This window comes from Pseudomonas sp. SIMBA_041 (assembly GCF_046535095.1).
In the GTDB taxonomy this organism is placed as follows: Bacteria; Pseudomonadota; Gammaproteobacteria; order Pseudomonadales; family Pseudomonadaceae; genus Aquipseudomonas; species Aquipseudomonas mucoides.
Genome location: NZ_JAWRXJ010000006.1, coordinates 288,105 through 300,501 on the forward strand (window position 1 = coordinate 288,105; position 12,397 = coordinate 300,501).

At 57.6% G+C, this 12,397-nt stretch carries 13 protein-coding genes; 11 read left to right on the forward strand and 2 right to left on the reverse strand.

The window, feature by feature from the left end:
* Positions 1-207: 207 nt before the first annotated feature.
* The 3 genes from SB725_RS16850 to SB725_RS16860 all read left to right on the forward strand — a co-directional run bounded on the left by SB725_RS16850 (position 208) and on the right by SB725_RS16860 (position 3,406).
* Positions 208-999, forward strand: coding sequence for a CPBP family intramembrane glutamic endopeptidase (locus SB725_RS16850; protein WP_027921700.1), 792 nt, complete (start codon positions 208-210; stop codon positions 997-999).
* Between the two features lie 103 nt (positions 1,000-1,102).
* Positions 1,103-2,668: a methyl-accepting chemotaxis protein gene (locus SB725_RS16855; protein ID WP_059181309.1), complete on the forward strand. Its 1,566-nt coding sequence runs from the start codon at positions 1,103-1,105 to the stop codon at positions 2,666-2,668.
* A gap of 270 nt (positions 2,669-2,938) precedes the next feature.
* The gene (locus SB725_RS16860) at positions 2,939-3,406 is read left to right on the forward strand and encodes a hypothetical protein (RefSeq protein WP_059181310.1); all 468 of its coding nucleotides are present in this window, start codon (positions 2,939-2,941) and stop codon (positions 3,404-3,406) included.
* A 108-nt stretch (positions 3,407-3,514) separates the two neighbouring features.
* On the opposite strand, the gene SB725_RS16865 is transcribed toward SB725_RS16860, so the two are convergent.
* Positions 3,515-4,213: an alpha/beta family hydrolase gene (locus SB725_RS16865; RefSeq protein ID WP_059181311.1), complete on the reverse strand. Its 699-nt coding sequence runs from the start codon at positions 4,211-4,213 to the stop codon at positions 3,515-3,517.
* A gap of 98 nt (positions 4,214-4,311) precedes the next feature.
* On the opposite strand from SB725_RS16865, the gene ccoN (SB725_RS16870) reads away from it, so the two are divergent.
* The 8 genes from ccoN (SB725_RS16870) (at position 4,312) to ccoP (SB725_RS16905) (ending at position 11,233) form a co-directional block, all read left to right on the forward strand.
* Positions 4,312-5,736, forward strand: coding sequence for a cytochrome-c oxidase, cbb3-type subunit I (ccoN, locus tag SB725_RS16870; protein WP_027921704.1), 1,425 nt, complete (start codon positions 4,312-4,314; stop codon positions 5,734-5,736).
* Positions 5,737-5,746: 10 nt separating this feature from the next.
* Positions 5,747-6,355: a cytochrome-c oxidase, cbb3-type subunit II gene (gene ccoO / locus SB725_RS16875; RefSeq protein ID WP_027921705.1), complete on the forward strand. Its 609-nt coding sequence runs from the start codon at positions 5,747-5,749 to the stop codon at positions 6,353-6,355.
* Between the two features lie 3 nt (positions 6,356-6,358).
* On the forward strand, positions 6,359-6,559 hold the full coding sequence (locus SB725_RS16880; RefSeq protein WP_027921706.1) for a cbb3-type cytochrome oxidase subunit 3: 201 nt from the start codon (positions 6,359-6,361) through the stop codon (positions 6,557-6,559).
* Positions 6,556-7,512: a cytochrome-c oxidase, cbb3-type subunit III gene (ccoP, locus tag SB725_RS16885; protein WP_059181312.1), complete on the forward strand. Its 957-nt coding sequence runs from the start codon at positions 6,556-6,558 to the stop codon at positions 7,510-7,512. The genes SB725_RS16880 and ccoP (SB725_RS16885) overlap by 4 nt, the downstream gene beginning before the upstream one ends.
* A gap of 499 nt (positions 7,513-8,011) precedes the next feature.
* Complete coding sequence (ccoN, locus tag SB725_RS16890; protein WP_027921708.1) at positions 8,012-9,454, forward strand: cytochrome-c oxidase, cbb3-type subunit I; 1,443 nt, start codon at positions 8,012-8,014, stop codon at positions 9,452-9,454.
* Positions 9,454-10,062, forward strand: a complete 609-nt coding sequence (gene ccoO, locus SB725_RS16895) for a cytochrome-c oxidase, cbb3-type subunit II (protein WP_027921709.1) — start codon at positions 9,454-9,456, stop codon at positions 10,060-10,062. Before ccoN (SB725_RS16890) ends, ccoO (SB725_RS16895) begins: the two co-directional genes overlap by 1 nt.
* A 5-nt stretch (positions 10,063-10,067) precedes the next feature.
* On the forward strand, positions 10,068-10,253 hold the full coding sequence (locus SB725_RS16900) for a CcoQ/FixQ family Cbb3-type cytochrome c oxidase assembly chaperone (RefSeq protein WP_003175465.1): 186 nt from the start codon (positions 10,068-10,070) through the stop codon (positions 10,251-10,253).
* The gene (gene ccoP, locus SB725_RS16905) at positions 10,250-11,233 is read left to right on the forward strand and encodes a cytochrome-c oxidase, cbb3-type subunit III (protein WP_027921710.1); all 984 of its coding nucleotides are present in this window, start codon (positions 10,250-10,252) and stop codon (positions 11,231-11,233) included. Before SB725_RS16900 ends, ccoP (SB725_RS16905) begins: the two co-directional genes overlap by 4 nt.
* Positions 11,234-11,315: 82 nt before the next feature.
* Here the strand turns inward: ccoP (SB725_RS16905) and SB725_RS16910 are convergent, their stop codons facing one another.
* Positions 11,316-12,305 (reverse strand): metallophosphoesterase family protein, encoded by a 990-nt coding sequence (locus tag SB725_RS16910; RefSeq protein ID WP_027921711.1) that lies wholly within the window; start codon positions 12,303-12,305, stop codon positions 11,316-11,318.
* Positions 12,306-12,397: the final 92 nt, after the last annotated feature.

The window sequence follows — 12,397 nt, forward strand, 5'->3', positions numbered from 1 at the left end:
CGGGCGGTGTTTTTGTTTGTGCCGCAAACGGCCCATAATCCCCCCGCTTTTGCATACCCAACACAAAACCTCTGTAGGAGTGAGCCTGCTCGTGATGAGGGCGGTACATTCAACATCAATGTCGCCTGACACTCCGCTATCGCGAGCAGGCTCACTCCTACAGGGGGCCGGCGTATGCCGCAAAATTTTGCACATTAAGGATGCTCAATGATCGCCCTGCCATGGACCTACCTGGCCCTTCTCTCCCTTGGCTTCAGCCTCGCTTTGACCTACGGCCAACTCAGCTGGCTGGCCTTGATCACCATCGCCTTGCTGTTAGCGGCCGGTGCCGCCGTCCGCCAGCAAAAACTCCCGATCGTCCGTTACTTCGGTCACGGCCTGTTCATCTTCCTGGCCATGTCGCTGGCGATGCACTGGCTCCCCGGGTTCTTCAACGGTCGCGCGATCGCCCCTCAATACCTCACCGCCGATGCCGTGCCGTTTTCCATGTACCTGAATCAGGACAAACCGCTGATCGGCTTCTGGCTACTGCTGGTATGTCCATGGATTGTCGGCCGGCGCTCCTGGCGCCTGGGCGTTTACGCCACCGCCCTGGCCCTGACGCTGTGTGCCGTACTGGCCTTGGGTGGGGCGCTGTTGCTGGGCATGATCAGTTGGGCGCCGAAGTGGCCAGACCAGGCCTGGCTGTGGCTGCTGAACAATCTGTTGCTAGTCACGCTGGTTGAGGAAGCGCTGTTCCGAGGCTACATCCAGGGCGGCCTGAGCCGTAGCTTCAAACACCTGCCCTATGGCGAAAACCTCGCCCTGCTGCTCGCGTCGTTGCTGTTCGGCCTGGTGCATGTGGGTGCTGGCTGGCAATGGGTGCTGTTGGCGAGCCTCGCCGGTGTCGGGTACGGCCTGGCCTATCGTTTCGGCGGTTTGGGTGCCGCCATTGCCACCCATTTCGGCCTGAACCTGCTGCACTTCGCGCTGTTCACCTATCCGATGCTCGCGGGTTGAGGCAATGCTCATTTTGCGACGCAGCGCTGATTATTGAAAAATAATTTCAACTAATTCCTGACACCGCCGACAACCTTTCAAAGCCTTGCGGATTGAATTAGCCATGCGTAACAACCAGCCCATTACCCAACGCGAACGGACCTTCCCGGCACAGCAACGGTTGATTTCCACCACCGATGCCAAGGGCGTGATCACCTACTGCAACGACGCGTTCGTCGAGATCAGCGGGTTTTCTCGTGAGGAACTGGTCCGCGCACCGCACAACCTGGTCCGTCACCCCGACGTCCCGGCCGCCGTGTTCGCGCACATGTGGGGCACTCTGAAACAAGGCTTGCCATGGATGGGCATCGTCAAGAATCGCTGCAAGAACGGTGATCACTATTGGGTTAACGCCTACGTGACACCGGTGTTCGAGGGCAACCAGGTGATCGGTTACGAGTCGGTGCGGATCAAACCCACCACCGAACAGATCCAGCGTGCCGAAGCGCTCTACCAACGCATCAACCAGGGCAAGTCCGCCATTCCATCGACTGATAAATGGCTGCCGGTGCTTCAGGACTGGCTGCCGTTCATTCTGGTCAGCCAATTGAGTTTCATGATCGGTGCGACGCTGAATTCCCATTGGGGCTTTGCCCTGGCGGCCGGCCTGTCGGTGCCGTTGGGCCTGATGGGGCTGAGCTGGCAGCAGCGTGGTCTCAAGCGCCTGCTGGTCCTGGCCGGGCAAACCACGTCCGACCCGTTGATCGCACAGATGTACACCGACAGCCGCGGCGCCCAGGCGCGCCTGGAAATGTCGATCCTTAGCCAGGAAGCCCGTCTGAAAACCTGCCTGACCCGTCTGCAGGACACCGCCGAGCACCTGACCGAACAAGCGAAACAGTCCGATACCCTGGCGCACAACAGCTCCAGCGGCCTGGAACGTCAGCGCGTCGAAACCGAGCAAGTGGCCACCGCCGTCAACCAGATGGCCGCCACCACTCAGGAAGTCGCCAGCCACGTACAGCGCACCGCCGACGCCACCCAGGAGGCCAATCGCCTGACCGGTCGCGGCCGCGACATCGCCGGGGAAACCCGCGATGCCATCCAGCGTCTGTCGGTGGTGGTGGGTGAAACCGGCCTGACCGTGACTCAACTGGCCAAGGACAGCGACGAAATCGGCGGCGTGGTCGATGTGATCAAAGGGATCGCCGACCAGACCAACTTGCTGGCCTTGAACGCCGCCATCGAAGCGGCCCGCGCCGGGGAGATGGGCCGTGGTTTTGCGGTGGTGGCTGACGAAGTTCGTCAACTGGCGCAGCGCACCAGTGAATCCACCGGGCAGATCCACGCCCTGATTGCCAAGCTGCAGCAGACTGCCAGCACCGCCGTGCAAACCATGGAAGCCGGGCATCGCCAGGCCGAAGAAGGGGTGGCGCGGGTACTGGAAGCGGATCAGGCGCTGGTGGGGATCAGCGAAGCGGTGGCCAACATCACCGACATGACCACCCAGATCGCGGCGGCGACCGAAGAGCAAAGTGCAGTAGCTGAAGAGATCAGCCGCAACATCAGCAACATCTCGCAACTGGCTGACCAGACGTCGGAACAGGCGCAGAACTCGGCGTTGTTGAGTGAAGAGCTGACGAAGACGGCTAATACGCAGTATTCGTTGGTGGAGCGGTTTAATCGCTGATCGTTGAAGGGATGAATAAAAACCGGAAAATCAAACATCCGGTTTTTTTTCGTCTGTAGAAACCATGCGGTCCCTTTTGACGTAAGAGCTTTAACTCAACCAATTGTTTTTTATACGCTATTTATGTACTCCCTCCCCCATCATCACAATTCAACAAAACATACAACTGACAACTTTGACAGTAGCAGAAAGACCTATTACCCGCTAAAACCATTTTCGCAACCTGGCAATTACCTGATTAACAAATCAATAAACCGCAGGAGACGAACCATGGCTATTCACGATATTTTACTGCCAGAACAACAATCTATAACTTCCAAAAACTTGTTCGACTGGAATGACAATGCACATAAAACAACATCTGAACAGAATAGTTTTTCTAAACATCAGCATGCCAGCGGAAAAATCAGCTGGCTCTTCTGGGGGTCTGTAGGAAACAGCTCCGAGGGCACTTATTTCGCCTACCAAATGTGGATCGATTACAAGGGAGACGATCTGATTGCGCAAGAGTACACGCTCGGAAACGGACTCAACTTTCAACACTTTCACTCCCTTCCCGACAAGCCAGGTAATTGGATCAGGATTGTCGATGCGGACACAGCAAAACTCCGCATCAAGCTCGACCCCAAAAAAGGGACTGTATCAGGCACTTTTGCTGCCACATTCACCAGCGACGGCTACAACTTAAATCCAGAAGGAAATATACAAATGACCTCCGAATTACGGGACAACATTTAGTTCGGTCAGCAGGGATTCCTCCCCTTACCAGCGCATTGTAGAAATCCCTGATAGATACATCGGGGATTCTCTATTCAAACGTTCATTTTTTATCTGATGAAGATCCGGCTAGGTATTAAAACTAAAAATCTGACAGATAGATTCGGCTACTTTTTGCGCCGCAGTCGCCAAATGCTGCTCATGCGTAAACCCCGAAGCCTTCAACGGCTTCAAATCATGATCCCCTGCCACCAGCCAGAACACTTCGATACTCGGTGACAACGTGTAAGCCTCGACCGCCTCACGATTCCCCAGCGCGTCCCGCTCGCCTTGAACAATCAGCGTCCGCGTTTTCAACCCGGCCAAATGCTCGACCCGAGGTTTTTCCGGTTTACCCACTGCGTAAAACGGATACCCCAGACACACCAATGCATCCGCCCCCAACTCATCAGCCAGCAAACTCGCCATCCGCCCACCCATGGACTTGCCGCCAATAGCCAAACGCCCAGTGACATGGCGTCGCACCACGGCATACACCTCACGCCAGCATTCCAGCAGTTTCGGCGCCGGATTGGGTGGTCGCTTACCCCCATCAACACGCCGTTGCGCCATGTATGGAAACTCGAAGCGCAACACGTTGACGCCCAGCGCAGCAAGGCGTGCGGCCATGTCGTTCATCCATTCGCTGTCCATCGACGCTCCGGCGCCATGGGCAAGGATCAACGTCGTCGATGCCGGCCCTGTAGCCGCATTCCACAACCATCCATGATCCTGCACGCACTGCGCCCATTGATCCCCGTCAATACCGGCCTTGTGCTGTTTGTCCATGCTTGCCTCGCTTTTAGTCTGCCTATAACTCCGGCCGAAGGGAGCGTCATTGCCTTGCGCAGACGACTTCACTTCAGCTGAACCGTGGATGGGGAACCATGAACACTTCTATCAGTACCGCCTACAACTACAAGGTGGTCCGCCAATTCGCCATTATGACGGTGGTGTGGGGCATCGTCGGCATGGGGCTCGGGGTTTTTCTCGCGGCCCAATTGGTCTGGCCCGAACTCAACTTCAATTTGCCGTGGACCAGTTTCGGCCGGTTGCGCCCGTTGCACACCAACGCGGTGATCTTCGCGTTCGGCGGTTGCGCCCTGTTCGCCAGTTCGTTCTATTCGGTGCAACGCACCTGCCAGACACAGCTGTTTGCGCCGAAAATCGCCGCGTTCTGCTTCTGGGGCTGGCAACTGGTGATCCTGTTGGCGGCGATCAGCCTGCCGCTGGGTTACACCAGTTCCAAGGAATACGCCGAGCTGGAATGGCCGATCGACATTCTGATCACCATCGTCTGGGTCGCCTACGCCATCGTGTTCTTCGGCACGCTGGCCAAGCGCAAGACCAAACACATCTACGTCGGCAACTGGTTCTTCGGTGCGTTCATCATCACCGTGGCGATTCTGCATATCGTCAACAACCTTGAGTTGCCGGTGAGTTTCACCAAGTCCTACTCGGTGTATTCCGGTGCGACCGACGCCATGGTCCAGTGGTGGTACGGCCACAACGCGGTGGGCTTTTTCCTCACCGCCGGTTTCCTCGGGATGATGTATTACTTCGTGCCGAAACAGGCCGAGCGCCCGGTGTATTCCTATCGCCTGTCGATCGTGCACTTCTGGGCGCTGATCACCCTGTACATCTGGGCCGGCCCGCACCACTTGCACTACACCGCACTGCCGGACTGGGCACAGTCGCTGGGCATGGTGATGTCGCTGATCCTGCTGGCGCCAAGCTGGGGCGGCATGATCAACGGCATGATGACCCTCTCGGGCGCCTGGCATAAGTTGCGCAGCGACCCGATCCTGCGCTTCCTCGTGGTGTCGCTGGCGTTCTACGGCATGTCGACCTTCGAAGGGCCGATGATGGCGATCAAGACGGTTAACGCCCTCTCCCACTACACCGACTGGACCATCGGCCACGTTCACGCCGGAGCACTCGGCTGGGTGGCGATGATTTCCATCGGCGCGCTGTACCACATGATCCCGAAAATCTTCGGTCGCGAGCAGATGCACAGCATCGGCCTGATCAACGCGCACTTCTGGCTCGCCACCATCGGCACCGTGCTCTACATCGCCTCGATGTGGGTCAACGGCATCGCCCAGGGCCTGATGTGGCGCGCAGTCAACGAAGACGGCACGCTGACCTACTCCTTCGTCGAAACCCTGGTGGCCAGCCACCCAGGCTTCGTCGTGCGACTGGTGGGCGGTGCGATCTTCCTCAGCGGCATGTTCCTGATGGCTTACAACACCTGGCGCACCGTACGGGCCTCGCAGCCTGCCGACGTCGCCGCTGCCGCGCAGATGGCTTGAGGAGTCCGCCATGAAACACGAAACAATCGAGAAAAACGTCGGCCTGTTGCTGTTGTTGATGGTGCTGGCCGTGAGCATCGGCGGCCTGACCCAGATCGTCCCGCTGTTCTTTCAGGACGTGACCAACAAACCGGTGGAAGGCATGAAGCCCTATACCGCCCTGCAACTGGAAGGTCGCGACATTTACATCCGCGAAGGTTGCGTGGGTTGTCACTCGCAGATGATCCGCCCGTTCCGGGCCGAGACCGAACGCTACGGCCACTACTCGGTCGCCGGCGAAAGCGTCTGGGATCACCCGTTCCTCTGGGGCTCGAAACGTACCGGGCCGGACCTGGCGCGGGTCGGCGGTCGCTACTCGGAAGACTGGCACCGCGCGCACTTGTACAACCCGCGCAACGTGGTGCCGGAATCGAAAATGCCTGCCTATCCATGGCTGGTGGCCAATCAGCTCGACAGCAGCCACACCGAAACCAAGATTCGCGCCATGCGCACCTTGGGCGTGCCGTACACCGACGATGACATCGCCGGGGCCACCGCTTCGCTCAAGGGCAAGACCGAAATGGACGCCTTGGTCGCTTACCTGCAAGTGCTCGGCACTGCCATCAAGAGCAAGAGGTGAGCCATGGTCGTTGAAATGAGCAGTGGAATGATTCGAGGCTTAGGCACGGTCGTGGTGTTTGTGGCCTTCGTCGGCCTGACGCTGTGGGTGTTCAACAGCAAGCGCAACCCGGAATTCGCCGAAGCGCGCCTGTTGCCGTTCGCCGACGAACCGAAACCCGATGACGCCACCCAAGAACCTGAAACAAGGAGTACCCGGCCATGACCACCTTCTGGAGTACGTGGATCTGCGTACTGACTATCGGCAGCCTGATCGGCCTGACCTGGTTGCTGATCGGCACCCGCAAGGGCGAAACCAAGGGCAGCGTCGACCAGACCATGGGCCACAGCTTCGACGGCATCGAGGAGTACGACAACCCGCTGCCGCAGTGGTGGTTCATGCTGTTCGCCGGCACGCTGGTGTTTGCCGTCGGTTATTTGATTCTTTACCCGGGCCTGGGCAACTGGAAAGGCATTCTGCCGGGCTATGAAAACGGCTGGACTGGCGTGCACGAATGGGAAAAGGAGATGGACAAGGCCGACGCGAAGTTCGGGCCGATCTTCGCCAAATTCGCTGCGATGCCCGTGGAAGAAGTTGCCAAGGACCCGCAAGCGCTGAAGATGGGCGGGCGCCTGTTTGCGTCCAACTGCTCGGTCTGCCACGGCTCGGACGCCAAGGGGGCATTTGGTTTCCCGAACCTGACGGACAGCGATTGGCGCTGGGGTGGTACGGCCGACACGATCAAAACCACGATCATGGGCGGGCGCATGGCCGCGATGCCGGCCTGGGGTGAAATCCTCGGTGAGACCGGCGTGAAGAATGTCGCCGCTTATGTGCGTCACGACCTCGCCGGCCTGCCGTTGCCTGCCGACAGCGGCGCCGACCTGCAAGCCGGACAGCAACTGTTCAGTACCACCTGCGTCGCCTGTCATGGGGCAAAAGGCCAGGGCACAGAAGCCATGGGCGCGCCGAATCTGACGCACCCGGCCGGTTTTATTTACGGTACAAGCCTGGCGCAGCTGCAACAGACCATTCGCCATGGCCGCCAGGGCCATATGCCGGCGCAGAACGAATTGCTCGGCAACGATAAGGTGCAACTGCTCGCGGCTTATGTTTATAGCCTTTCGAAAGGTGATGAGCAGTTGAGCGGCAAGGTTCAAGCTATAAGCGTCAAGTAAAGACAAAAGCAAAGGCTGCAAGCGACGAGATCTTCTTGAAGCTTGCAGCTTGAAGCTTGCAACTGCTTCTTTGCGACCCATTGTCGCACCCTCCCCACGCTCTTTCTTTCGGTTCACCAGATTCGGGTCTAAGCTTGCTCGGTGCGGACTGGCATGAGCCGGTTCCAGGTCGTTTTTAGCCGATGTGTTCGACGATTCTGCTCAATGGCAAGCCGCAAAGGCTGGTAGATACCGGCTGTCGCGCCAATTGCCGTCGGTCACCCGATCGTTGCGTTTGAACACACCCCGTTACATCTGACCGGACCCCCTTCTCATTTTCGTCCGCTGCGACATTTTGCCCTTGGGTGATTTTGTCCTTACGCGGCGCATGGAAAGGCCGCAGAATCAGCTTTTGAAAGCATTGACCCAGGTCATGGCGCGTTGCAATGACCCCCTGCTTTCTCCATACTTGCGGCCGATTTTTACTCCTAATAAAACACCCAAACCGTGGAACCTTAGAATGAGCACAGCAATCAGTCCGACTGCTTATAACTATAAGGTAGTCCGCCAGTTCGCCATCATGACGGTGGTCTGGGGGATCCTTGGCATGGGGCTCGGTGTCTTCATCGCCTCACAGCTTGTATGGCCGGAATTGAACTTCGGTCTGCCGTGGACGACTTTTGGACGCTTACGCCCGTTGCACACCAACCTGGTGATTTTCGCCTTCGGTGGTTGTGCACTGTTTGCCACTTCTTATTACGTCGTGCAGCGAACCTGCCAAACGCGACTGATTTCCGACAGCCTCGCGGCCTTCCACTTCTGGGGATGGCAAGCGGTGATCGTCGGAGCCGGCATTACATTGCCGCTGGGCTACACCACGACCAAGGAATACGCGGAACTGGAATGGCCGCTGGCAATTTTGCTGGCTATTGTCTGGATCGTTTACGCACTGGTGTTCTTTGGCACCATCGTCAAGCGCAAGACCAAGCACATCTATGTCGGTAACTGGTTCTACGGCGCGTTCATTGTCGTGACCGCGATGCTGCACATCGTCAACCACATGTCGCTGCCGGTCAGCCTGTTCAAGTCTTACTCCGCTTACTCGGGTGCGACTGACGCGATGATCCAGTGGTGGTACGGCCACAACGCCGTAGGTTTCTTCCTGACCACCGGCTTCCTGGGGATGATGTACTACTTCGTTCCGAAGCAGGCCGAGCGTCCGATCTACTCCTATCGCCTGTCGATCGTGCACTTCTGGGCGTTGATCACCCTGTACATCTGGGCCGGTCCGCACCACCTGCACTACACCGCGCTGCCGGACTGGGCTCAGTCCCTGGGCATGGCGATGTCGATCATCCTGCTGGCTCCGAGCTGGGGCGGCATGATCAACGGCATGATGACCCTCTCGGGCGCCTGGCATAAGCTGCGCACCGACCCGATCCTGCGCTTCCTGGTCGTGTCGCTGGCGTTCTACGGCATGTCGACCTTCGAAGGCCCGATGATGGCCATCAAGACCGTCAACTCGCTGTCTCACTACACCGACTGGACCATCGGCCACGTACACGCCGGTGCCTTGGGCTGGGTAGCGATGATCTCGATCGGCGCGATCTACCACATGATCCCGAAACTGTTCGGTCGTGCGCAGATGCACAGCGTCGGCCTGATCAACACGCACTTCTGGCTCGCGACCATCGGTACCGTTCTGTACATCGCTTCGATGTGGGTCAACGGCATTACCCAGGGTCTGATGTGGCGCGCAATCAACGACGACGGCACCCTCACCTACTCGTTCGTCGAAGCGCTGCAAGCCAGCCATCCTGGTTTCATCGTTCGCGCCCTGGGCGGTGCGTTCTTCGCCAGCGGCATGCTGTTCATGGCCTACAACGTATGGCGTACCGTACGTGCCTCGAACCCGGCTGAAGCCAAAGCTGCTGAACAGATTGCTGTAGTTGGAGCTCACTGATGAAGCATGAAGCAGTCGAGAAGAACATTGGCCTGCTGGCCTTCTTCATGGTTATCGCCGTCAGCATCGGCGGCCTGACCCAGATCGTTCCGCTGTTTTTCCAGGACGTTACCAACAAGCCGGTCGAAGGCATGAAGCCTCGCCCTGCGCTTGAACTGGAAGGCCGCGACATTTACATCGCCAACGGCTGTGTCGGCTGCCACTCGCAGATGATCCGTCCGTTCCGCGCCGAAACCGAACGTTACGGCCACTACTCGGTTGCCGGTGAAAGCGTCTGGGACCACCCGTTCCTGTGGGGTTCCAAGCGTACCGGTCCGGACCTGGCCCGTGTCGGCGGTCGTTACTCCGATGACTGGCAGCGTGCGCACTTGTACAACCCGCGCAACGTAGTGCCTGAGTCGAAAATGCCGGCCTACCCGTTCCTCGTGGAAAACAAGCTCGACGGCAAAGACACCGCCAAGAAAATGGAAGTCTTGCGCACGCTCGGCGTCCCTTACACCGACGAAGACATCGCCGGCGCCAAGGATGCTGTGAAGGGCAAAACCGAAATGGACGCGCTGGTGGCCTATCTGCAAGGCCTGGGCACCATCATCAAAAGCAAACGGTGATTTAGATGGATATCGGGATGATTCGTGGCCTGGGCACCGTTGTTGTGATGGTGGCCTTTATCGGTCTGGCGTTGTGGGTGTTCAGCCCCAAGCGCAAGTCGGAGTTTGAAGACGCGACCTTGCTGCCTTTCGCGGATGATCCCGAAGCCATCAAGCACGTCGAGCAAGCTTCTAGGAGTAACAAAGAATGACTACGTTCTGGAGTCTGTACGTCACAGTCCTCAGTCTCGGCACCATCTTCGCCCTGACCTGGCTGCTGCTGTCCACCCGCAAGGGCCAGCGCGCCGAGCAGACGGAAGAAACGGTTGGCCACTCCTTCGACGGGATCGAGGAGTACGACAACCCACTGCCAAAATGGTGGTTCATGCTGTTCGTGGGCACCATCATTTTTGCCTTGGGTTACCTGGTGCTGTACCCGGGCCTGGGCAACTGGAAAGGCCTGCTGCCGGGTTACAACTACCTCGATAACGAGAAGCAGACTGCGTTCGCCAACGGCCAGACCGGCTGGACCGGCGTTCACGAGTGGGAAAAGGAAATGGCCAAGTCGGACGCCAAGTTCGGTCCGATCTTCGCCAAGTTCGCCTCCATGCCAATCGAAGAAGTCGCCAAAGACCCGCAAGCCCTGAAGATGGGTGGCCGCCTGTTCGCCTCCAACTGCTCGGTCTGCCACGGTTCCGACGCCAAAGGCGCTTACGGCTTCCCTAACCTGACCGACGCCGACTGGCGCTGGGGCGGCGAGCCTGCCACCATCAAGACCACCATCATGGGCGGCCGTCACGCCGTCATGCCGGCGTGGGCTGACGTAATCGGCGAGCAAGGCGTTTCCGATGTCGCTGCCTTTGTCCTGACCAACCTCGATGGCCGCAAACTGCCGGAAGGCACCAAGGCTGACCCGGTTGCCGGCCAGAAGTTGTTCGCCGCCAACTGCGTGGCTTGCCACGGTCCGGAAGGTAAAGGTACGCCAGCAATGGGCGCCCCTAACCTGACCCACCCGGCCGCGTTCATCTACGGTTCGAGCTTCGCTCAACTGCAGCAGACCATCCGTTACGGCCGTCAGGGCCAGATGCCTGCGCAAGAGCAGCTGCAAGGCAACGACAAGGTTCACTTGCTGGCCGCTTACGTCTACAGCCTGTCTCACGGCGAGAAGGCTCCGGCGGCAGACGCTCAGTAAGACACACGCTTGAAGCAACAAAAAAAGGCCCCGCCAATGTGAATTGGCGGGGCCTTTTTCGTTATGGGCCGGTAGCGAAAGTTTACCTGACCGCAACCGTGGCCACGAAGGTGCGACTCGGCCAGTGATTCCCTTTGACAAGGTCAACGGTCATCGATTTCCGGTCTTGCGAAAAGCTGGCAATCAAGTACGTCTGCTGTGACGCCGCGCCGCTCAGGAATAAGGGCACATCGCCAAAGTAGTATCCACCCTGAAATCCTCCGGCGTCCTCGTGTAGATGACCAGCGAAGACTGCAGTGACCTTATTGTCCGCGATTATCTTGCGGAACCTGGTGACCTGCTCCGAATCGCCTTTCCAGTAACCTGGTTTATGCATATTTAGAAGGATGATCTGACCTTTGGCACGGGCCGTCTTCAAATCCTGCTCCAACCAATCCAGTGAGTCCGTGATCTCGAAGGTCGTCGGGTTCAAGGGATGGGAAATTCGATCCGAGTACGTCGGCTCGTTGTTCAACTGAACAAAATGCACATCCCCAACATCTCTGGACCAGGCGAGACTTCCGGAATACAGCTTATTAAAGAAAGGACCACTGATTTTTAAATCGAAACTCCCCACTTTATCGCGATGATGTTCCTCGAAGTCGGTAATGCTGCCCGCAGCACAACTCGCGGAAAAACAATCGAGATTTTCATAATCATGATTACCCAGCCCGTAGACAAAATCGCTACCGAAATACTTCTTCTGCACCGAGCGAATATAGGAGCGCTGCCAGCCGTGACCATACGCCGTAATATCACCGTTGATCATGACAGGAACTTCCATCCACGGACGACTCTTCCTGAAATGAGCAATATCGGAATACTGGCTTTCGATCAACGTTCGGGATCGGGCCTGCTGTTCAGAATCCGATTCTTCTACGCCAGCATCTGTTTTATCTGTCCAGGGGTATTGCGGATCAGAAGTAAACACCGCAAATTCCGGATTTATAATGCTCGGCACATACGCCGCATAACTGGCTATTGAAGCCATCATGAGGCCGACAATAAAGCCACTCTTTGTTAACAACTTCATAGAATTCCATTTCCATCAAAACCAAATAAGAACGGCGACTCTTCGCCGAAAACAAACTTATGCCAAAACCCTCAAAAACAAAACACGCAACG